Origin of the sequence: Erwinia rhapontici, assembly GCF_020683125.1 — a bacterium.
In the GTDB taxonomy this organism is placed as follows: Bacteria; Pseudomonadota; Gammaproteobacteria; order Enterobacterales; family Enterobacteriaceae; genus Erwinia; species Erwinia rhapontici.
Window position 1 is genome coordinate 4,262,045 of sequence record NZ_CP085627.1, and the last position, 22,878, is coordinate 4,284,922.

Consider the following 22,878-nt stretch of genomic DNA (forward strand, 5'->3'; position numbering starts at 1 on the left):
TGTAAACTTAAACCGATGTCTTCAGCCCAAAAAAAGTTCGGGCAGTCACCACATCGTTTGCAATTTGTTCTTTCAGTGCGTCGAGCGAGGCAAAGCGCTGCTCGTTACGTATTTTATCACGCAGTACCACTTCAATATGGCGCCCGTAAAGGTCAATAGAGACATCCAGCAGATGTACTTCCAGCTGCTGACGCAGCCCTGCAACGGTAGGTCGGGTGCCGATATTTGCCACACCGGCTAACGGATGTGAACCCAGCCCCAAAACCTCCACGGCATACACCCCTTTGACCGGGGAGACGGTGCGCCGCAGCGGCAGGTTAGCCGTAGGGAAACCAATGGTGCGGCCCAGCGCATCGCCATGCACTACACGGCCAGAAATGCTGAAAGGACGCCCCAGCAGGGCATTGGCCATCGACAGGTTATCTTCTGCCAGCGCCTGGCGAATCGCCGTGCTGCTGATGCGTTTTCCGTCATCGCAGAATGTCTGGGTACTGATGACATCAAAGCCATATTCGACACCCGCATTCTGTAATAACAGGAAATCGCCCTGGCGACCAGCGCCAAAGCGGAAATCATCCCCAACAGCCAGGAACTCAACGCCCAGCTTATCGACCAGAAGATCGGCGACAAAACTCTGTGCCGTCCTGGCCGCAAAACGGCGATCAAAACGCACGCACAGCACGGCATCGACGCCGGCCTGTTCGAGGTAACGCACTTTCTCCCGCAAGCGTGTCAGCCGCGCAGGGGCTTTTTCCGCCGCAAACAGTTCCAGCGGCTGAGGTTCAAACAGCATGACCATCACTGGCAAATTGCGCTGACGCCCTTCTTTGCACAGTTGCGCCAGCAGCGCCTGATGACCGCGATGTACGCCATCGAAATTCCCGATAGTCAGTACGCAGCCGCGATGCTGCTCTCTAAGGTTATGTATGCCGCGGATAAACTTCATGGCTGGCTCAAATTTGTGGAAATCGGCGGATTATACCTTGTACAGCCGTGAAGGTTAACCCACGAATTCGGGCTTTCATGCTTTCTTCTCCCCATTTCGCTCTGTAGGGTGCTGATCCAGCGTGGTATGATATTTTTCTTGTGAATAAGCTGTATTCGCCTGGATGAAGCTGGTAGAATCTTGCGCCATCGAAACGTAATCAAGTGCCACTGTTTGACCGGCGCTTATTTGCACAAATCCATTGACAACCGAAGGCGAAAAGGGCATATTCCTCGGCCTTTGAATTGTCCTCATAGAACTATTTGGGAGTTGGACCTTGGCTAATATCAAATCAGCTAAGAAACGCGCCGTAACATCTGAGAACCGTCGCAAGCACAACGCTAGCCGTCGCTCAATGTTGCGTACTTTCATCAAGAAAGTTTACGCGGCTATCGCTACTGGCGATAAAGCAGCTGCGCAGAATGCATTTAATGACATGCAACCAATTGTGGACCGTCAGGCAGCTAAAGGCCTGATCCACAAAAACAAAGCTGCACGTCATAAAGCAAATCTGGCTGCACAGATCAGCAAACTGGCTTAATGTCAGCGTGTTAATCGAGCTTTGATAAAGAAACCGCTCCGGCGGTTTTTTTATGTCTTTTTTTTGAGAGTACACCCCGCAAGCAGGTGCGACCTGAAAAAGGCCGCCCCTACCGTTCCATCAATCACTACGTCATTAATGCGATGATTGTGCAGGCAATTTAACCCGCAGAAGACTATATCCCACCACAGCAGACAGTACAGATCCGGTGAGAATCCCCAGCTTGGCCAGCGTGACCATCTCCTCATGCGCGGCGTCAAATGCCAGTGAAGCGATAAAGATAGACATGGTAAAGCCGATGCCACACAGCACACCCACAGCGGCAATATCCACCATCTTGGTGTTTTCCGGCAACACGGCAATCTTCAGCTTCACCGACAGCCAGCAAATCAGCGTGATCCCCAACGGTTTACCCACCAGCAGACCCAGAATAATCCCCAGCGGTACCATCGAGAACAATCCTTCAACTGAGACACCCGTCAGGGAAACACCGGCATTGGCAAAGGCAAACAGCGGCAGGATAAGCCAGCTCACCCAGGGGTGCAGACCATGCGCCAGTTCAATCGACGGCGAGTGTCCATCCTGTTTTTTCAGCGGAATAAACAGACCGACAATCACCCCCGCCAACGTGGCATGCACGCCCGACTTCAGCACTGCCACCCACAGCACCATTCCGACCAGCAGATAGACTGAGGTTTTACGCACACCACACAGGTTCAACAGGGCCAGAGCAACGATAGACGCTGCAGCAACCCCCAGTGAGACTAATGACAGATCGCTGGTGTAGAAGAAAGCGATAATGACAATGGCACCCAAATCATCGATGACGGCCAATGCCATCAGGAACATTTTCAACGCCGGTGGCACGCGGCTACCCAGTAGCGCCAGAATACCCAGCGCAAAAGCAATATCGGTGGCAGCAGGTATCGCCCAGCCGTGGATCGCCAGCGCGTCATTATGATTCAGAGCCGCATAGATCAGTCCCGGGGCCAACATACCGCCTAAGGCGGCAATCAACGGGAACATCGCGCGCTCCCGGCCCTTCAGCGACCCCATCATCAGTTCGCGTTTCACTTCCAGGCCAATCATCAGGAAAAACAGTGCCATTAATGCATCATTGATCCATAACAGCAGATCTTTATTGATATCCAGGGCACCGAAACGGAACTGCACCGGCATTGCCAGAACGGCCTGATAAGCCTGCTGAGTACTGGCATTATTGGCGAGGAACATAGCGACGGCAGCGGCGATAATCAGCACCACACCGCCCGTGGCATCGTTTTTTAAGAGTTTTTTGAAAAAGAGGTTCATGACAGACTCCGCTGTTAATCTCAGTAAATAAGTTTCAGATGACCGATAGCATACGTGTTTAAACCGCTGGAAAAAAACTGTTTATGCCCTCACGACACCTCGATATTGACGAGTTATTGAGATGAAATGAAAAATAAGGAGCAGGAAAATGCGAATATCAGGCAGGCTAAGGACGTAAAAAAAGCCGCACGAAGCGGCTTTCTTGGCACATTGATAACAACTTACAGTGCGCAGTAAACGCGTGCTTCACGTGGGGTATAAATACCGAAAGTCACTACAGCCAGCAGGCCGTTGACGAAAGTCTGCTGAACTTCAACGCGATCGACTTTATCCTCACCACCACAAATTGCCGCAGCATCCAGTGTTTTTTTCTGGCCGATACCCGACACGAAGAAGTGGTGAGTGGTCACCTGCTTAGGCGCAGCAACCTGATTATGTTTCAGTTGGAAAGTTTGTTGAGCACAACCAGAAAGCAGAACAGCGAAGGCGGCAATTGCCAGAATCTTTTTCATGAACCCAATTCCATTAGATAAATTGAAGCGACATCTAATAACAATCAGATACTCAATGCAATATTAAGAAACAACATTGATACTTTCAAAGAGATTCCACCAAAAATTTTCCTGAAAGAGAGATAAAAGAGCTAAAAAGTGGAAAAATACAGGGGATTTATTGATGTTTCGGCTCCCTGAATGACCAGGGAGCCGTTGCGATTAACGGGTCAGATCGTCAAAGAACTTCTTCACGCCATCGAAGAAGCTTTTAGAACGCGGGCTGTTCTTCTCACCGGATGGGCCGCCGAAGCTCTCTTCCAGTTCGCGTAACAGCGATTTCTGCTTCTCACTCAGGCTGACTGGCGTTTCCACCACCACGCGGCATAACAGGTCACCCTGCGCACCACCACGTACTGATTTCACACCCTTACCGCGCATACGGAACAGTTTGCCCGTCTGCGTTTCCGCAGGGACTTTCAACTTCACGCGGCCGTCCAGCGTCGGTACTTCAATCTCTCCACCCAGCGCAGCCATCACAAAGTTGATCGGGACTTCGCAGTACAGATTGTTCTCTTCACGCTCAAAGATATTGTGCTTACGCACCTGAACCTGAACATACAAATCGCCTGATGGCGCGCCGTGCTCACCGGCCTCCCCTTCGCCGGTCAGACGAATGCGGTCACCGGTATCCACACCCGCCGGAATTTTCACCGACAGGGTTTTCGAACGCTCAACCCGGCCATGACCGCGGCAGGCGTTACACGGATCTTTAATCACCGAGCCACGACCATGACAGGTCGGACAAGCTTGCTGTACGGTGAAGAAGCCCTGACGCATCTGTACCTGGCCAGCACCGTGACAGGTTGAACAGGTTTGCGGTTTGGTACCGACTTTCGCGCCACTACCGTGGCAAACATCACACTCTTCCAGCGTTGGAATGCGGATCTCTTTGGTCACGCCGCGTACCGCTTCTTCCAGCGACAGCTCCATGTTGTAGCGTAAATCTGCGCCGCGTGCAGCACGCTGTTGACGGCGGCCTCCGCCAAAGATATCGCCGAATACGTCGCCAAAGATATCACTGAAGTCAGCACCGCCACCGCCGCCGAAGCCGCCATGACCGCCACCGCCCATACCGCCCTGTTCAAAGGCTGCATGGCCGTACTGATCGTAAGCCGCACGTTTCTGCGCATCGGTCAGAATTTCGTAGGCTTCTTTGACCTCTTTAAATTGTTCTTCGGCACCCTCACCCTGGTTACGATCGGGGTGAAACTTCATTGCCAGGCGTTTATAAGCCTTTTTGATTTCACGCTCTTCCGCTGATTTGGAAACGCCTAAAACCTCGTAATAGTCTCTCTTCGCCATTGTTATTGATCCTGCCCTTAACATGCATGCACGGGCGTAGGATTTCTCCGACGCCCGTGCTGGTAATCAATGGCGCATGACGCGCCACCTTGCCCGCTCAAGGGCGATTATTTTTTGTTGTCTTTCACTTCTTCAAATTCAGCGTCGACAACATCATCGTCTTTCTTCGCACCATCGGTCGCATCTGCTGCGCCGCCAGCGGCCTGCTGCTGTTGAGCAAACTCCATCAGCTTGCTGGACACTTCCATCAGAGCCTGGATCTTGGCTTCGATATCCGCTTTATCTTCGCCTTTCAGCGCCGCGTTCAGTTCGGTCAATGCGGCTTCGATAGGCGCTTTGTCATCCGCTGGCAGTTTGTCGCCCGCTTCGTCCAGCTGCTTACGTGTGCTGTGTGACAGCTGATCGCCCTGGTTGCGTACCTGAACCAGTTCTTCGAACTTACGGTCAGATTCAGCATTTGCTTCCGCATCACGCACCATTTTTTCGATCTCTTCGTCGTTCAGACCGGAAGAGGCCTTGATGGTGATTTTCTGCTCTTTACCGCTGTTCTTGTCTTTCGCTGACACATGCAGGATACCATCGGCATCGATGTCGAAAGTCACTTCGATCTGAGGCATACCACGTGGTGCGCTCTGGATACCGTCCAGGTTGAACTGACCCAGAGATTTGTTATCCGCTGCACGTTTACGCTCACCCTGCACAACATGGATGGTCACGGCAGACTGGTTGTCTTCAGCTGTTGAGAACACCTGGCTGTGCTTGGTTGGGATAGTGGTGTTCTTAGTGATCAGCGACGTCATCACACCGCCCATGGTTTCGATACCCAGCGACAGCGGGGTAACGTCCAGCAGCAGAACGTCTTTTACTTCACCCGCCAATACGCCACCCTGAACCGCTGCACCAACAGCAACAGCTTCGTCCGGGTTCACGTCTTTACGTGGCTCTTTACCGAAGAACTCGGTCACTTTCGCCTGAACCATTGGCATACGTGTCTGGCCACCAACGAGGATCACATCGTTGATCTCAGAGACGGACAGACCTGCATCTTGCAGAGCAACTTTCAACGGCTCGATAGAACGAGCAACCAGATCTTCTACCAGTGATTCCAGCTTCGCACGGGTCACTTTGATGTTCAGGTGTTTAGGACCTGTCGCATCAGCAGTGATGTACGGCAGGTTTACGTCAGTTTGCTGGGCAGAAGACAGCTCGATCTTCGCTTTTTCTGCCGCTTCTTTCAGACGCTGCATCGCCAGTGGATCGTTGTGCAGATCGATGCCCTGATCTTTCTTAAACTCAGCCACCAGGTAGTTGATCATACGGCTGTCGAAGTCTTCACCACCCAGGTGGGTATCACCGTTGGTTGCCAGAACTTCGAAGGTTTTTTCGCCATCAACTTCATCGATTTCGATGATAGAGATATCGAAAGTACCACCACCCAGGTCATATACCGCGATAGTGCGGTTACCCTGACCTTTATCCAGACCGTAGGCCAGAGCCGCTGCGGTTGGTTCGTTGATGATACGTTTTACTTCCAGACCAGCGATACGACCGGCATCTTTAGTTGCCTGACGCTGTGCATCGTTGAAGTATGCCGGTACAGTGATAACCGCTTCAGTCACTGGTTCACCCAGATAGTCTTCAGCCGTTTTCTTCATTTTTTTCAGCACTTCTGCTGAGATCTGTGGCGGAGCCACGCGCTGGCCTTTCACGTCCAGCCATGCATCACCGTTTTCAGAACCCACGATTTTGAATGGCATGATTTTCAGGTCACGCTGCACTTCTTCATCCTGGAAGCGACGGCCAATCAGGCGCTTAATCGCAAACAGAGTATTCTGCGGGTTAGTCACGGCCTGACGTTTAGCAGGCTGACCTACCAGCGTTTCACCATCCTGGGTGTAAGCAATAATCGAAGGTGTTGTACGATCGCCTTCTGCATTCTCCAGTACACGCGCTTTGCCGCCATCCATGATAGCTACACAAGAGTTCGTTGTGCCCAGGTCAATACCAATAATCTTACCCATTTAAACATCTCCCACTTAAATTCAATTCAAATCAGCTTATGAACCATTAATGCGGGCATTTTTTACAGTTTCAACTGCTCGCCCTACGCTTTTTTTCCAGGTCCGTAGCTTCGGATGCCAACTAAGATGGGGCCGGGCAACGCGGCATCAAGGGGGAGAGAGAAAAAAATTTTCACTTTGCCCTAAAAAGACAACGGGCCAGCCTGAGCTGACCCGTAAAACGCTATGATTGCGCGTTATTGTGCGCTGATCTGCTTTAATAGCGCCTGTTGCCCGGCTTCACCTCGCAGCCAGCAGCCGACCAGAACGCCTATCCCCGCCAGTGCCAGCACATAGTAAGCGGGTGCCATTGGCGACAGCTTCAGCATCAGCGTCAGCGCAATCGGTGTCAGGCCGCCGAAAATGGCGTAGGCGATATTATAAGAGAAGGAGATACCGGTAAAACGCACCTTTGCCGGGAACGCGCTCACCATCACGAACGGCACCACGCCCACCACACCGACACACAATCCGGCGACCGCATAGGCAATAAAGAGATATTCCGGCGACTGCGCAGCCACATGGAAAAACGCCCAACTGGAGGCGGCCATTAACAGGCTTCCCACTATCAGGGTAGTGGCAGCACCGATACGGTCCACCAAGACCCCGGCAATAATACAGCCAAAAATCAGCATCACCGTTGCCAGGCTGTTCGCCTGAAGCGTCAACGCGGCGGGCAGTCCATGTAACTTTTGCAGTAATGCGGGAGCCATCAGCAAGACCACGACAATACAAGCCGACAACAGCCAGGTCAGCAGCATCGACACCACCACGCCGTGGGTATGACGGAACAACACCGTGATCAACGGCAGCTCGGCTGAGAGCGCTTTACGCTGCTTCATCTGGAGAAAGACCGGCGTTTCATGCAGCCAGCGGCGCAGGTACATTGCCAGCAGGCCAAAGCCGCCGCCCAGCAGGAAGGGAATACGCCAGCCGGTTTCAGCAACAGCCTGCGCACTCATGGTGGTGGTAATCAATGTTGCTACCAGCGACCCCAGCAGAATACCGAAGGTCAGGCCGGCAGTCAGCGTTCCGCAGGCAAAACCAATTCTTTTCTCCGGCACGTGTTCCGCGACAAACACCCAGGCACCCGGCACTTCACCGCCAATTGCAGCCCCCTGCAACACACGCAGCAGTAGCAGGAGTATCGGCGCAGCAATACCGATGGAGGCATAGGTGGGCAGCAGCCCCATCGCCAGCGTGGGCAATGCCATCATCAAGATGCTCAGGCTGAACATTTTCTTACGCCCCTGGCTATCCCCGAAGTGCGCCATAATCAGGCCACCCAGCGGACGGGCAAGATAACCAGCAGCAAAAATCGCATAGGTCTGCAACTGGCGCAGCCAGTCAGGGAGACCTAAAGGGAAAAACAGGTCGCCGATCACGCTGGCGAAAAAAACGAAGATAATAAAGTCGTAAAACTCCAGTGCGCCACCCAGCGCAGCCAGAGTTAACGTCTTGTAGTCGTGCCGGTTGAGGTGACGCGCATGATCATGGGACATAATTATTCACGAAAATCCAGAGTCAGAAGAAAGCCGTATAGTTAACGTTTGTAAAGCTGAGATGACTATACCGTCAATTTTCTGCCACAGCAGTGGACGCTGGATCTTATGCCTGAAAAAACGATTTTTTAGTTGTTTGTTTCGCGCCGTGCGCTTTTAGGACGAAATGCTGCTACGACCTTCGGATCAGTCTCCATGTAGGGCCCCTCCAGCAGCTGAATACAGTACGGGACACTGGCAAAGATGCCATGTACCTGCGTATTACCCTCGCTGTCTTTCAGACCTTCCAGCGTCTCCTGAATCGACTTAGGTTGTCCCGGCAGGTTGATCACCAGCGACTGTTTACGGATTACTGCCGTCTGGCGTGAAAGGATCGCGGTGGGTACAAAGTTAAGGCTAATCTGTCGCATCTGTTCACCAAACCCCGGCATTTCCCGGTCAGCAATCGCCAGCGTCGCATCCGGTGTGACATCGCGCCGGGCCGGGCCGGTTCCCCCGGTGGTAAGCACCAAATGGCAGAACAACTCATCGACCAGTTCACAGATCGCCTGCTCAATCATCGGCTGCTCATCAGGCACCAGACGTTTTTCAATTTCAAATGGCGTAGTTAACGCCTCAGACAGCCACGCCTCAAGGGCCGGTAATCCCTGATCCTGATAGATGCCATTTGCGGCGCGATCCGAAACGGAAATCAAACCTATGCGTAATGTATTCATCATGTTCTCGCCATTCATACCCGGCAACATCAGTACGGCCGGTGGGGGTAAGCGTGTTTTCACAAGAATACACTGAATTCAGGAATATTGGCAAAGAGGCAAACAGACATTTTGCTAATGATGACAACGGAAATAGAATGAAAAATAAAACAGAACAATCACACACTATAGATTAAAAATCACAGGCTCATCATATTTAAGAAAAAACAGGACTCATTTTATTTCGCTTTTTTTGTGAATTTATAACTAGTAAAAACCACTAGAATTTGCGAAATTTCATCAGGCACAAGGAAGTAATTATCGTTAAACACCTGCTATAAACGCCCCCTGCATTAACTATCGCCAACCGACAGCCACGAGAAAAATCGAGGATGGACGGCCTGTGCAATTAAAAAACCCGATTATTTATCAATAGAAAACTTACAGAGGAAAAAATGAAAAAGGTCATTATTGGCACTGTACTACCCACGTTAATATTCAGTTCAATGTGCTATTCCGAAACCAGCGTTTCAGGCGGAACCATTAATTTTACAGGTGCAGTGACAGATGCAACCTGTACTATCAATGGTAATAATTCTGCCGACCTTTCCGTCGTGCTCAATCCGATAAGTACCGAACAGGCAGGAACGTCAGAAGGGTTAATTGATGTTGGTAAGAAAGCATTTTCACTGGACTTCTCCAACTGTTCATCAGCAAATATAGTGAATACGGGCAATGGGGAAACACCAACGACGCCCAATCTTCAACTGCAGTTCTCATCACCTAACACCATATCTAATGATGGGAAATACCTGATCAACCAGGAAAATGACCCTCAGGGTAATCCTCGAAATGTGGGTGTCGCTATTGTTTTACAAAATACGGAAACTCAGCCTATCCCACTTAATCAGATACTGGATACCAAACTGGGAGGCACATCATCATCACCAGAAACGCTGAACTTCTATGCTAAATATTACAAAGTAGGAACTCAGCCTGCGGAGGCCGGCACGGTCAGAACGATGGTAACGTATAGCGTCACTTATCTTTAATTTTCAATAAGTCCTATTATTGAGCGATTGTTTCATGAGAATGATTTTACTGTTAACTGCATTATTACCTTTTTTTTGTCACGCGAATGTCATTATCAGTGCGACGCGTGAGATCTACCCTTCCGACAGGAAAGAGATCTCAGTTCAATTGCTCAATAACGGTTCTGACCCCTCACTGGTACAGGCATGGATTGATAATGGCGATCCTGACTCAACCCCTGAGACAGCAAAAGTACCGTTTCTGTTAATGCCACCGGTGGTAAAGGTGTCCGCGCATAGCGGGCAACAGCTAAAGGTGCGCTATATGGGTGGGAATTTGCCAGTCGATCGCGAGTCGATTTTTTATCTTAATATACTGGATATTCCCCCCGTCCCTGAGAACCTTAAGGGGAAAAGCGTAATGCAACTGGCAATACGGTCCCGTATTAAGCTTTTTTTTCGGCCCACCGGACTGAAAGTAAAGCCTAAAAACATAATAGATAAACTGACATTTACTCATGAGAAGGATAGCATCACGCTTCATAATGCCAGCCCCTATTACTTAACATTATCAGGCGTACGAGTTAACCAGGGAGGAAATATATTAAAAAAAGGTCTGATGATGGAACCCTTTTCTCAGAAATCACTGAAAGCAAACGCACCTATTTCCAGCGAAAACTCCGTCTCCATCGTCTATATCAATGATTATGGCGCCAGCATTGAATCGCGGAAAAAAATTCAGTAAAAATGCCTAAATTTAAAATAAACCGGGTCACATTACACTTGATGTTAATGTGCTCCCTCCTGTTAAAGCAACACATCTCTTATGCACTCACGTTTAACACTGATTTTTTGGCAGGGAAATCCAGCCATGCTGATTTGTCACGATTTTATACAAACAGTGATTTACCGTCAGGCAACTATGACATTGACATTTACGTCAATGGCGACTGGAAGGGGAAGTATGATGCAAAAGTAGTTAGCAGCCTAACAGACATCCGTATAAACGTTAAGGAATTCACTCGAATGGGATTAAGAAAAGTTATTGATAACCCGAAAAATGTAAAGAATGAATTCCTTAACGTTTATGCTCTTTCAACGGGAATAAAAAGCAGTTTTGATGCCAGTCAGATGAGACTGGATTTGAGTGTTCCACAGCAGGAGATGGACACAAAATGGCAGGGGTATATCGATCCTAAATTCTGGAGTGAAGGCATCCCAGGCCTGACACTCTCCTATCAGGCAAACTACTATCATTCGGCCTCTAACAATCATCAGAATGAAGATAATGGTTATATTTCATTAAATACCGGACTGAATCTGCTCAACTGGCAGCTGCGTGATAACAGCTCCTATAACTATTCACGAACGGGTAAGTCTGACTGGCAAAATAACACCCGCTATTTGCAACGAAATATCAGCACCATCAACTCCCAGTTACGTATCGGCGACAGCTATACCCCTTCTGACCTCTTTGACTCTTATCGCTTTCGTGGCGTGAGCATGGGGACAGATATCCGGATGTTTCCTGACGCGATGCAGGGATTCGCCCCCATCGTTCACGGCGTGGCGCAGACCAACGCCCTGGTTAAAATCATTCAGAATGGCGTGACGATTTATCAGCAAAACGTCTCCCCGGGACCCTTTGCGATTAATGATATTTTACCAACCGGCTCCGGGGGCGATCTTAACGTTGAAGTTGACGAGGCCGATGGGCGCATTCAACGCTTTACCGTACCTTATTCCTCCGTTCCCGGCATGCTAAAACCCGGCGTTAACGTCTATAACCTGGCGATGGGCCAGGTGCGGATACCTCAGATCAGCGTTCACCCCGACTTTATACAGGGGACCTGGCGCAGGGGGATGACAAATCTCTTTACTGCCTATGCAGGAGGGATCTGGAGCAGCCACTACGGTTCAGTACTGGTAGGGACCGGGCTGAACCTGCCTGTAGGGGCACTGTCCTTTGATGTTACTCAGGCACGTCAGGCTTCATACAGACACGTGGATAGCAGTAGCGGGCAGAGTTATCGGCTTGCTTATAGCAAATTTTTCACCGATACCGGAACCAACTTTGCGCTGGCAGCTTACCGTTACTCAACCAGCGGCTTTTTGACTATGGAAGATTCGGCGCAGAGGGAAAGTAACGGCGGGAAAAACACGATTGCCAATAGCGGTACCATTAATCAGAAAAACAGCTTTAACTTCAATGTGAATCAGAACCTCGGTGGCTCGGCAGGATCGCTGTTCCTATCTGGTACATTAAGGAACTATTGGGGAGAGGCAAACAGCAACAAGGAGTATCAAGTAGGCTATTCGAATACCCTCTCTAACGTCACCTTCAACGTTTCTGCCAGCCGTACCCGAAATAATGATAACCGTGAAGAGATGCGTTACTACCTTGGTTTCTCCGTCCCCTTCAGCGTATTCGACTCCCCTATCTATCTGTCGACTAACTCATCCTTCACACAGAATCACTATAGCAACAGTGATATCGGGTTGAGTGGAACCGCAGGCAAGGCCAACCAGTGGAACTATAACGTTGACGTGGCTAACAGTCGGGGCGGCAATACCACAACCAATGCCAATGTCGGCTATCGTGCCTCGGCCACTACCATGAATGCCTCATGGAGCCAGTCGTCGAACTTTAGCCAGGAAGGGCTGGGGATGACGGGAAGTCTGGTGGCATACCAGGGCGGCGTGCTGTTTGCCAATCAAGTTGGTAGCACCTTTGCCATTATTGATGCTCCTGGTGTGGCCAATGCAGCGGTTAATAGCGATGCGACCATCATCACTAACCGTCAGGGGAAAGCACTGGTTCCCTACATGTCACCTTATCGTAAGAATGCGATGACGCTGGATACCACCAATCTCGGTGATAACGTGCAGCTGCTGGGCAACCGTAAAGATGTTGTGCCTTACGCCGGGTCCATCAGCTATGTGAAATTTGAAACAGATCAGCGCAAAAGCTTCATTTTCCATGCGGTAGATCGTAACAGCGCCCCCCTACCCTTTGGGGCTCTGGTCACTGATAGCAAAAATAATGAAATTGGTTATGTCGGGCAGGGCAGCGTGGTGTTTGTCCACAGTGAAAAACTACCCGACAGGGTAATCGTTCATTTTTCCGGGGAAGACAACAGTACATGCAGCATTACCCAGCCGAAAACCAATCTGGGCAGTGATGTGAATCACTGTCACTAATCAGGGAAGAGAATAATGAAAATGCTACCGCACATCCGATGTATCAAGAGAGCGGGCAAGGTGGTTACCCTGAGTTTGATACTGTTCTTACCCTCCTGGGCAGGAGCTAACTGTATACAGAATGCCCCCGTGGATGCTCCCTTTTTGTATTACGATGCTACCAGCGCGTTAAACCTCTCGGGCAGGGCATCGTTTTCATCCACAACGGCTTATCCGGGTACTTTTAGCTGTAGCATGCCGGCATGGGGGATTATTGGTGGCAAGAACACGGTTGATAACTCAACGCCCTACTCCCAGAACACGCTCTACTTAAAATTTCCCGGCGATGCTTATGTCAGCGTCAATGTCACGCAGCCCACACCGCAAGAGTTTCATCCCAAAGTGGGTACCAACAACGGTTCAGCTATTGATTCCACCTTTACCGTTAACCTGAAGCTGTTGGCCAATATTCCCACCAAAAACGTGATGGTCATTAATGGTGACATCGCCACTATCAATCCGATTGTACTTGCTCAGGACAGTACCGGACTGACTTTCCTGCAGAATATTGCCCGGATGCTCAGCGACTTCGCCTATTTTATTTTCCACTGGAGTTGGCCAAAACATAATTACGATATTTACTACAAAGCCCTGCAGATAAGGTTCGTGAAGCGCGTGACCACCTGCAGCTTCGATGATGATAATAAAACCGTGGTGCTAAACAATATCGATATCGCCTCACTCGCCAGCGGGGCAATGAATGGGAAAAAGGCGTTTACCCTTAATTTCAGCTGTGACGGCATGAAAAATGGTATCGCCGGGCGTAATCTTCGGGCATTTATGAGCAGCAATAACCTTCTTGCATCCGATAGTACCACGCTGACCTCCCCCGTCACCGGCGGTGCAAAAGGGGTGGGTATCCGGGTGGCAAAAGCCAGCGATAATATCCCGCTCACCTTTAGTTCGTCGGAAACCACGCAGGGAAATGCCACCACGCTGTTCTCATACAGCGCCAGCCAGGCATTACCTTCGCAACTATCGCTACCGATGAATGCGTGGTACTACGTCTACAACAAGCAGATGCTCTCCAGCGGTTCCGTCAGAACCACGGCCGTGGTGAATTTTGTCTATGACTAATGGATAAAAGGCGATTGCTTTTCGTACACTAAATAGATAAATATCCTTGTGTTGTTTATGGATAAACACGCGAGGATGCATGTTCTGTTTATATCAGACGCAGGATGCCGGAAGGCGGCTTTCTCCACGGGATTTTCAGTTCGTTCAGACGCCCCGTGTAGCATTCGACAATGCCCGGATTTATTATGAAATGGATTATCGGCGCTATGCGAGGCAAGACGTATCAGGCGATCTCCCGCAACGAAAATCCGCCAATAACGATCGCTTTAACCCATCCAATAAGTACTCAGGCAATAGTCGCTACTATACCCAAAATAATTCGAGTTGCAGGAAGGCGGCAAGGGAAGGAATCCCGATGAGCTTACTCGAGTAAGTGATTCGGGTGACTGAGTGCAGCCAACGCACCTGCAACTTGAAGTATGACGGGTATATCCCATTTATGATGCCACTGAGCAGAGCCTCAATAGGGGTCGTATTATCGGCATTGATACTTCAGAACGCTGGGATGCTTTTTACCATCCATTCTATTTCGATGCAGAGAGCAATCTGGTTTATGGCGGTTCCAGGGATCTCCGCGACTCACCGTTCGAGCAGGCAGTCAGGAGAGCCTATGAACAGTGTCTGAAATGTCATCACGGCAAAAAAACCGCTCCCACCCTGAAAAAGCATTATATCGGTGACTCCGGCCAGCAATCCCCACCGGGGAAAATGCTCAACAGCAAAGCAGCCGGGCGACTGCTGGCCGCCGGTGGTGTGTATAATGGAAATGTCGCAGGATTCAGGAAAACCGCAGAGCAGCTGGGGGGCGATGCGGTTAAGGGATATGACCAGATACTGAACGAAAAAACGTCAGGTTCAATGATTGCAGCTGCGGCGGTCCTTTTCGCTAAAACGGCCCGTAACCCACTAACACGAGGGGAATTAAGCAGCTCTTTAGTTGAGAATAACTCCCTGAGTGGTGACAAAGCCCGCAAGGCTGGCATCCTTATTCCGGGTAAGAAAATTCCAAATATTGAAACCGTTATTGTCTCTGATAGTGTCGCTTTTAGTGCCAAACAGTTAGATAAGAAGTTTAAACATGCCTCTGATTTCGGCGTGGTAACTACGAAGAAAAACGGTGATACCATCATTGAATATCAAACAGCTATCAAGTTACACTTAGATAATACAAAAACTTATGAACACGGAACATACTTGTTAGTTCCAGGATCGAAAGTGTTCTTTAATCCGAAAACTAATAACGTAGTCGTGGTTGATAAAACAGGTAATTTTGTAAGCGGGTGGAAAATTGCTCCCCAAACAAAACAGTATGAAAACTTCATGAATAACGGGACGTTAAGATGAGCCAATTACTTAAGAACTACATTGATAGTTTTATCTCTATGGATATAACTGCTGATGTCTTTGCAGACTCTTATATGACTAAGTGGAAGATAGAACGTGATAGTAATTTACTTGTGCAAGATGATGATAACTTAAGCGAATTATTATCCAGCGTATTTTGCATCACTGATATGTATAACCCAGATAATGATCGTGAAGAGTACGAATTTAATGAAGATCAACTTCGACATGAAATAAATAAAATAATAACTAACTATATCAATAATTAGGGGAGCAGCTATTTAGCTAACAATATTACGAATCCCTTTAACCCGTTTCTGTAATGCTGTTGGGGCCTGGTGGTGCTGCCGCAGGAACATAGAATGGATAAAAGGCGATTGCTTTTCGTACACAAAATAGATGAACATTCCTGCATTGTTTATGGATAAACAAGCGAGGATGTATGTTCTGTTTATATCAGACGCAGGATGCCGGAAGGCGACTTTCTCCACGGGATTTTCAGTTCGTTCAGACGCCCCGTGTAGCATTCGACAATGCCCGGATTTATTATGAAATGGATTATCGGCGCTATGAGAGACAAGACGTATCAGGCGATCTCCCGCAGCGGAAATCCGCCAATAACGATCGCTTTAACCCTTCCGACAAATACTCAGGCATAAGTGGCTACGATCCTATTTATAATGCCACAGAGTGCGACCTCAATAGGGGTCGTATTATCGGCATTGATACTTCAGAACGCTGGGATGCTTTTTACCATCCATTCTATTTCGATGCAGAGAGCAATCTGGTTTATGGCGGTTCCAGGGATATCCGCGACTCACCGTTCGAGCAGGCAGTCAGGAGAGCCTATGAACAGTGTCTGAAACGTCATCACGGCACAAAACCCGCCCCCACCCTGAAAAAGCATTATATCGGTGACTCCGGCCAGCAATCCCCACCGGGGAAAATGCTCAACAGCAAAGCAGCCGGGCGACTGCTGGCCGCCGGTGGTGTGTATAATGGAAATGTCGCAGGATTCAGGAAAACGGCAGAGCAGCTGGGGGGCGATGCGGTTAAGGGATATGACCAGATACTGAACGAAAAAACGTCAGGTTCAATGATTGCAGCTGCGTCTGTTCTATTAGCTAAAAAGGCACGTACCTCCCAAACACTCGAAAAACTGAATAGTTACTCAGGTAAATTAAGAGGGGAAGTCAGTGTACTGGAAAACATAAACAAAATAGAAATAAAATATACAAAAAGAAGCCCAGATGAAACAATGTTATTAAGAAAAGAATTCAATCAAACAATAAGGAAAAAATTCCTCAGCGAAATATCAAGCAGACCTGAATTATTAAAAAAATTTTCTGGTGCTGAACTTGAAGCAATAAAAAACGGCACTGTTCCCAAAGGATGGCAAGTCCATCATAAGTATCCTTTAGATGATAGTGGTTCCAATAACTTTGAAAACTTAATTTTGATTAAAAATGAACCTTATCATAAGGTATTAACAAACTTACAAACATCTACCACAAGAGGGATAAAACCAGGAGAAAGTAAGATCGTTTCCTGGGTTATACCTTCGGGTATAATATATCCAAACCATTGAGAACACTATCATGAATAAAAAGACGACTGCATTAGTAAAAAACTTACAACTCCTGATGGCCAAGTTTAATTTTCCAGCTTCATCTCCGATTGATCCCATTTTCCTTAACGATTTAATCAATCATACCTCTCACGATCATCTATCAAAAGAAATGAAGAAGTTGATTGATGAAGCGGCTGAACTCCTGAAATCCCATCCTGACTTTGTATATTTCCTGAAGATAATGGATGGTTTTGAATTTAGTGGAATGATTTTATATGGTTTCAATAATATTGAACCTTCATCACAGAATTTTTTTATAATAAATGATTTTTATCGACACAATGATGACTTCATCAACCCCGATCTTGCGGAAAGACTAGTACTGGGCGAGGACGGCACCTCCGTCTTCACCTACGACACCTCAAAAAATCAATTTCAAATCCGCGACAGAATCGGGACAGAAAACATTTATAGCAGCCATGATAATTTTTATAATTTTCTAAATGAAATTATAGAAACGGTGAAGTAGAGAGATAATAATCTGAAATGGATTACATGAATATAGAATTTTATAAACTAGAAGAAATTATTAAAACCACCCTTGTGGAGTTAAAAAAATAGGTATAGATAGCCCCCCTTTGGAAGCGAATTTTCACTGGAACATTCCATCAGATTCTATTTACAGCCCATATAACAAACCAACACAGCTATATATTTTCCAGTTGGAAGATGACTATAAGAAACTATTGAAAGCTAAAAGAAAGGAAAAATTTACCGATTATAACCTAAAAAAACATCTTCTCTTTTCAGATATATTTCTGAAAAACACCCCGATTAATAACTCATTCGAAACTTAATCTCTCCCCCCATTTGGGAAGGAATTATGACTATAATACTGAAACCAACCTTGATGTTATATACAAACCAGATGGCACATTCATTTCAGGATGGAAGCTATCCACTCAGCAACGTATTGACCTTAAAGGAAATAGCAATGTTTTTTAATCAATATGAATCGAAGATGATTGCGCTGATTGATTCTTTTCTCTCCAGGAATATTTCAGCATCAGATTTCGAAGTGAGTTATCTAAAAGAATGGCGATGCTACAGAGATGCTGACAACGTTAAAAAATCAGATGAAAACACGCAACGCTATTTTGATTCTGTTTTTTCTGCAGTAGATGCGTACTGCTCTGATCCCGAACTTATTGACGCTGGTGATTTAACTGAAAAAGAATTGCTTGAAGAGGTCGCCAGACTAAAACTTCAATCAGGAAATTTGATTACATAATAAGGGATCAATATTGGTTAAAAATTGTTATCGCCATCAATATTAAGGTTGATGTGTTAAGCATTCATATAGAGATCAAAAACAAAAACAGTGGCCGGTTTCCCGGCCACGCGATCAATTACAGCAGATCGGCAATCATCTTATCGAGTTTGCCCTGGTCGATGGCAAAGTTACGGATGCCTTCAGCCAGTTTCTGTACTGCCATTGGGTCCTGGTTGTGCTGCCACAGGAACTCAGATTCGGTCATTTTAGCCGGACGGGCTTTAACTTCACCGCTGTAGGCCAGCTTACGCTCAACGCTGCCTTCAGTCTCAGCCAGCTCTTTCAGCAGGCCTGGAGAGATGGTCAGACGATCGCAACCCGCCAGCTCAATGATCTCGCCAACGTTACGGAAGCTCGCCCCCATCACCACAGTCTCATAACCGTGCTGTTTGTAGTATTCGTAAATCTCGGTCACCGACACCACGCCTGGATCTTCGTTAGGCGCATATTCTTTCTTATCGGTGTTGGCTTTGTACCAGTCGAGGATACGGCCTACAAACGGAGAAATCAGGAACACACCCGCTTCTGCACAAGAACGCGCCTGAGCGAAGGAGAACAGCAGCGTCAGGTTACAGTTGATGCCTTCTTTTTCCAGCTGTTCTGCAGCACGGATCCCCTGCCAGGTGGAGGCCAGTTTGATCAGGATGCGATCGTTGCTGATACCCGCATCGTTATACAGTTTGATCAGGCTACGTGCTTTCGCGATGCTGCCTTCGGTGTCGTAAGACAGGCGGGCATCCACTTCGGTAGAGATACGGCCAGGGACCAGTTTCAGAATTTCCAGGCCGATGTTCACAGCCAACTTATCGGCAGCGTAAGACACCTGCTCTTCTTTGTTGCTGGTCTGCTCACGCGCCCATACCACCGCTTCGTCGATCAGCTTACGGTATTCAGGAATCTGTGCAGCGCTAAGGATCAGAGAAGGGTTGGTGGTTGCATCTTGCGGTTTGTAGAGTTTCATCGCTGCGATGTCGCCAGTATCAGCAACAACGGTAGTGACTTGACGCAGGGAGGATAATTTGTCCGTCATAGTTGTCATTCTCATCAAAGTTGATTTGTCAGGGTGTTGAAAATGTCTGCCCCGGATGATAGCACGCGTACCTCACCATGCAAGGGGCGTAAATCATCACGCCACAACCGGATAAAACTGCCGTCATAAAGCCCTTTTTTCTCTGGGGATTGTCCGGTCGTCATCAGTCACCAATGGCAGCGATTCGTCACCCGACCTCACTTTTTTGCTACAGTAGGCGCAGATTCTTTTTCCGATAATGAAATACAAGGACGCGAGCATGTTAATGGTAATTTCTCCGGCGAAGACGCTGGACTTTGAAAGCCCGCTGGCGACAACACGTTATACCCAGCCCATGCTGTTGGACGAGTCGCAGAAGCTGATCGCCGTGGCGCGTCAACTCTCTCCGGCTGATATCAGCTCGCTGATGCATATCAGTGACAAACTGGCCGTACTGAACGCTGAACGCTTTAATGACTGGCAGCCTGACTTCACCCCGGACAATGCCCGCCAGGCGATCCTTGCCTTCAAAGGTGACGTGTATACCGGATTACAGGCAGAAACCTTTAGCGAAGCCGCATTTGATTTTGCCCAGCAGCATCTGCGTATGCTCTCCGGCCTGTATGGCCTGTTGCGCCCGCTGGACCTGATGCAGGCTTATCGTCTGGAAATGGGGATTAAACTGGCCAACCCGGCAGGCAAAGACCTCTACAGCTTCTGGGGCGATAAGCTGACTCATGCGCTGAATGCCGCGCTGGCAGAGCAAGGGGATTCGGTGCTGATTAACCTCGCATCCGATGAATACTTCAAAGCCGTGAAGCCGAAGCTGCTGAACGCTGAGATCGTCAAACCCGTGTTCCTCGATGAGAAGAACGGCAAGTTTAAAGTGATCAGCTTCTATGCCAAAAAGGCACGAGGACTGATGAGCCGTTACATCATTGAAAATGAGCTGACCCAGCCTGAACAGCTGAAGAAGTTTGATGTGGACGGATATGCCTTTGACGCGGATGCGAGCAAAGGGAATGAGCTGGTGTTTAAACGTCACGAGTAGGGTCAGGCACGCCTGACCCAGGGCGAGGCATGCCTCGCCCCTGCGTATCGAATTATTTCTTCAGCAAGAACTCACGCAGATCCGCAAACTCACCTTTCATGTTGTGCGACAACAGCGGCAGATCCGCGCGCTCGGCCAGCGCTTCCGGTAAAGGCAGCTTCTGATCAAGGATCGCTTCCACGCTCTCTTTAAATTTCGCTGGATGCGCCGTCCCCAGGAACAGACCAAACTCACCGTCCTGAAGCTGATCGCGCAGCAGGCGATAAGCAATCGCCGCATGAGGCTCAGACAGATAGCCAAGGTCGGCCAGCTCGCGCATAGTGGCTTTGGTGGTTTCGTCATCAACGGCACCGTAACCCAGATCCTGTAAGCGCCAGATTTTGCGACGGAAGATCTCTTCCACTCGCGGCCAGTTATTGGGCTGGCTGACATCCATCGCATTCGACAAGGTGGCAACGGTCACGTTCGGCGCCCATTCACCATTGACGAGGAAGCGTGGCACGGTGTCATTGGCATTAGTGGCAGCAATAAAACGTTTCACTGGCAGGCCAAGTGACTTCGCCAGCAGACCAGCTGTCAGGTCGCCAAAGTTACCGCTTGGCACAGAGATCACCAGCTGATTACGTTTTTCCTGAGGCAGTTGCGCCACGGCTTCAAAGTAGTAACAAATCTGCGCCAGCAGACGGCTGATGTTGATGGAGTTTGCGGAGTTGAGGCCAATGGCCTTCTTCAGCTCTTCATCGTCAAATGCCTGCTTAACCAGTGACTGACAGGCATCGAAATCGCCGTCAATCGCGATGGTCTGAATATTGCCGCCCAGGGTGCAGAACAGCTTTTCCTGTAACGGGCTGATTTTGCCTTGAGGATAGAGGATCACCACACGCACGTTTTCCATACCGTAGAAGGCATGAGCCACAGCAGCGCCGGTATCACCCGAGGTTGCCGTCAGAATGGTGATTTTCTCATCCGCACCGCTGACATAAGAGAGCATCTGCGCCATAAAACGACCGCCGAAGTCTTTGAACGCCAGTGTCGGGCCGTGGAACAGCTCCAACGCGGCAATATCGTCAGTGACGTCTACGACCGGTGCCGGGAAGGTGAATGCCGTTTTCAGGCGCTCATGCAGCTGATGAGCGTCGATCTCATCGCCGATAAAAGCCGACAGGATTTTGCTGCTGCGGGTCACGAAATCCATTTCCAACATCGCATCGATGTCAGTCAGTTCGAATTCAGGTAATTCCAGTGGAAAGAACAGGCCTTGCTGTTTACCCAGCCCCTGCTTCACCGCCTGGGCGAAGCTGACCTGCTCATTGTGATCCTTAAGATTATAGAGTTTCATGCGTTATCCCAGTTTGCGTGCGCCTGCCGTGTCTAAACGGCAAATATGGACGAAGCCTTCATCATTTTGCAGATAGTGCTGGCGGAGCCAGTCTGCCATACGTTGTGCGGTATCCAGCTGATTGCACACTGCAAACAGCGTTGGGCCAGAGCCAGAAATACCGCAGGCCAGTGCGCCGATATCCGCAGCGGCCTGACGGGCTTCACTGAAGCCCGGTAACAATTTGGTGCGGTACGGTTCCGCAATCACATCCTGCATCAGTTTGGCGGCCAGCAAGGGCTGCTGCGTGTGGCAGGCGTGAATAAAGCCGCCGAGATAGCGACCGTGCCGGATAATGTCCTCTTTACGATACTGCGCAGGCAGGATCGCACGGGCTTCGGCGGTGGACACTTTAATTCCCGGGTAAGCCATCACCCATAACCAGTCATCAAAGCCTGGCACTTCCTGGCTGATAATGCCGTTCTCTTCCAGCATCAACTGCATGCCGCCCAGGAAGCAAGGGGCCACATTGTCATAATGTACGCTGCCGGAAATACGCCCTTCCAGCTCGCCCATCAACGCCAGCAGCTGCGTATCATTTAGCGGTTTACCGCAGTGTTCGTTCATCGCCATCAAACCAGCCACCACCGAGCAAGCGCTGGAACCGAGGCCGGAGCCAATCGGCATATTTTTTTCCAGTGTCATCTTAACCGGCACGCGCTTGCCAATCGCTTCGCAGAAACGGTCCCAGCACTGATAAACGATATTATCCTGTGGGTTTGCCGGCAACTTGCTAACAAAACTGCCTTCATTGTGCAGACTAAATTCGTCGGCGGCTTCCACGGTCACACAGTCGCCCAGCAGGGTGCCATCAACCGGCGACACCGCAGCCCCCAGGACGTCAAAGCCAACGCTGACGTTGCCAATTGAGGCAGGGGCATGAATTTTAACCATG

General features: G+C 49.1%; 21 protein-coding genes and 1 pseudogene. 12 read left to right on the plus strand and 10 right to left on the minus strand.

The genetic code is table 11. The features are described from left to right. Nucleotides 1-7 precede the first annotated feature (7 nt). Nucleotides 8-946: a bifunctional riboflavin kinase/FAD synthetase gene (gene ribF, locus LJN55_RS19650; protein WP_133842351.1), complete on the minus strand. Its 939-nt coding sequence runs from the start codon at nt 944-946 to the stop codon at nt 8-10. Nucleotides 947-1,262: 316 nt separating this feature from the next. On the opposite strand from ribF, the gene rpsT reads away from it, so the two are divergent. Further along, nucleotides 1,263-1,526, plus strand: a complete 264-nt coding sequence (gene rpsT, locus LJN55_RS19655; RefSeq protein WP_133842352.1) for a 30S ribosomal protein S20 — start codon at nt 1,263-1,265, stop codon at nt 1,524-1,526. Between the two features lie 135 nt (nt 1,527-1,661). Here rpsT and nhaA read toward each other — a convergent pair whose 3' ends face one another. The 6 genes from nhaA to mog form a co-directional block, all read right to left on the minus strand. Continuing rightward, nucleotides 1,662-2,837, minus strand: coding sequence for a Na+/H+ antiporter NhaA (gene nhaA, locus LJN55_RS19660; protein WP_159336873.1), 1,176 nt, complete (start codon nt 2,835-2,837; stop codon nt 1,662-1,664). A gap of 221 nt (nt 2,838-3,058) precedes the next feature. Continuing rightward, on the minus strand, nt 3,059-3,349 hold the full coding sequence (locus LJN55_RS19665) for a Bor family protein (protein WP_133842354.1): 291 nt from the start codon (nt 3,347-3,349) through the stop codon (nt 3,059-3,061). A gap of 201 nt (nt 3,350-3,550) precedes the next feature. Then, nucleotides 3,551-4,693, minus strand: a complete 1,143-nt coding sequence (gene dnaJ / locus LJN55_RS19670; protein WP_133842355.1) for a molecular chaperone DnaJ — start codon at nt 4,691-4,693, stop codon at nt 3,551-3,553. 107 nt (nt 4,694-4,800) lie between these two features. After that, a complete protein-coding gene (gene dnaK, locus LJN55_RS19675) occupies nt 4,801-6,714 on the minus strand; it encodes a molecular chaperone DnaK (protein WP_133842356.1) in 1,914 nt (637 codons plus the stop codon). A gap of 236 nt (nt 6,715-6,950) precedes the next feature. Then, nucleotides 6,951-8,255 carry an MFS transporter gene (locus LJN55_RS19680; protein WP_227535094.1) on the minus strand — a complete coding sequence of 435 codons (1,305 nt, stop codon included), beginning with the start codon at nt 8,253-8,255 and terminating at the stop codon, nt 6,951-6,953. A 128-nt stretch (nt 8,256-8,383) separates the two neighbouring features. Beyond that, the gene (gene mog, locus LJN55_RS19685; RefSeq protein ID WP_133842723.1) at nt 8,384-8,971 is read right to left on the minus strand and encodes a molybdopterin adenylyltransferase; all 588 of its coding nucleotides are present in this window, start codon (nt 8,969-8,971) and stop codon (nt 8,384-8,386) included. A 434-nt stretch (nt 8,972-9,405) separates the two neighbouring features. Between mog and LJN55_RS19690 the strand changes: the two genes are divergently transcribed. From LJN55_RS19690 to LJN55_RS19740, 10 genes and pseudogenes are all read left to right on the plus strand, one after another. Continuing rightward, nucleotides 9,406-10,002, plus strand: coding sequence for a fimbrial protein (locus LJN55_RS19690; protein WP_227535095.1), 597 nt, complete (start codon nt 9,406-9,408; stop codon nt 10,000-10,002). Nucleotides 10,003-10,036: 34 nt separating this feature from the next. After that, nucleotides 10,037-10,726, plus strand: a complete 690-nt coding sequence (locus LJN55_RS19695) for a fimbrial biogenesis chaperone (RefSeq protein WP_227535096.1) — start codon at nt 10,037-10,039, stop codon at nt 10,724-10,726. Between the two features lie 47 nt (nt 10,727-10,773). After that, the gene (locus tag LJN55_RS19700) at nt 10,774-13,182 is read left to right on the plus strand and encodes a fimbria/pilus outer membrane usher protein (RefSeq protein WP_227535097.1); all 2,409 of its coding nucleotides are present in this window, start codon (nt 10,774-10,776) and stop codon (nt 13,180-13,182) included. 129 nt (nt 13,183-13,311) lie between these two features. Further along, the gene (locus LJN55_RS19705; RefSeq protein ID WP_227535098.1) at nt 13,312-14,298 is read left to right on the plus strand and encodes a fimbrial protein; all 987 of its coding nucleotides are present in this window, start codon (nt 13,312-13,314) and stop codon (nt 14,296-14,298) included. Between the two features lie 705 nt (nt 14,299-15,003). Next, nucleotides 15,004-15,234 (plus strand): annotated as a pseudogene (locus LJN55_RS19710) (HNH endonuclease signature motif containing protein); the annotation flags it as partial. Nucleotides 15,235-15,393: 159 nt separating this feature from the next. Beyond that, a complete protein-coding gene (locus LJN55_RS19715) occupies nt 15,394-15,642 on the plus strand; it encodes a colicin D domain-containing protein (RefSeq protein ID WP_265106043.1) in 249 nt (82 codons plus the stop codon). Then, nucleotides 15,639-15,911 carry a colicin immunity domain-containing protein gene (locus LJN55_RS19720; protein WP_227535099.1) on the plus strand — a complete coding sequence of 91 codons (273 nt, stop codon included), beginning with the start codon at nt 15,639-15,641 and terminating at the stop codon, nt 15,909-15,911. The genes LJN55_RS19715 and LJN55_RS19720 overlap by 4 nt, the downstream gene beginning before the upstream one ends. 284 nt (nt 15,912-16,195) lie before the next feature. Next, nucleotides 16,196-17,230: an HNH endonuclease gene (locus LJN55_RS19725; RefSeq protein ID WP_227535101.1), complete on the plus strand. Its 1,035-nt coding sequence runs from the start codon at nt 16,196-16,198 to the stop codon at nt 17,228-17,230. 10 nt (nt 17,231-17,240) lie between these two features. Then, entirely contained in the window at nt 17,241-17,741 is a 501-nt protein-coding gene (locus LJN55_RS19730) for a YrhA family protein (RefSeq protein WP_227535103.1), read from the plus strand. A gap of 354 nt (nt 17,742-18,095) precedes the next feature. Then, nucleotides 18,096-18,503 (plus strand): colicin immunity domain-containing protein, encoded by a 408-nt coding sequence (locus LJN55_RS19740; protein ID WP_265105973.1) that lies wholly within the window; start codon nt 18,096-18,098, stop codon nt 18,501-18,503. Between the two features lie 118 nt (nt 18,504-18,621). Here the strand turns inward: LJN55_RS19740 and tal are convergent, their stop codons facing one another. Continuing rightward, nucleotides 18,622-19,575 carry a transaldolase gene (tal, locus tag LJN55_RS19745; RefSeq protein WP_133842368.1) on the minus strand — a complete coding sequence of 318 codons (954 nt, stop codon included), beginning with the start codon at nt 19,573-19,575 and terminating at the stop codon, nt 18,622-18,624. Nucleotides 19,576-19,834: 259 nt separating this feature from the next. Here tal and yaaA point away from each other — a divergent pair, with 259 nt between their 5' ends. Then, a complete protein-coding gene (gene yaaA, locus LJN55_RS19750; RefSeq protein WP_133842369.1) occupies nt 19,835-20,605 on the plus strand; it encodes a peroxide stress protein YaaA in 771 nt (256 codons plus the stop codon). Between the two features lie 52 nt (nt 20,606-20,657). Here the strand turns inward: yaaA and thrC are convergent, their stop codons facing one another. Then, nucleotides 20,658-21,944: a threonine synthase gene (gene thrC / locus LJN55_RS19755; protein WP_133842370.1), complete on the minus strand. Its 1,287-nt coding sequence runs from the start codon at nt 21,942-21,944 to the stop codon at nt 20,658-20,660. 3 nt (nt 21,945-21,947) lie between these two features. Next, entirely contained in the window at nt 21,948-22,877 is a 930-nt protein-coding gene (gene thrB, locus LJN55_RS19760; RefSeq protein ID WP_133842371.1) for a homoserine kinase, read from the minus strand. Nucleotide 22,878 lies beyond the last annotated feature (1 nt).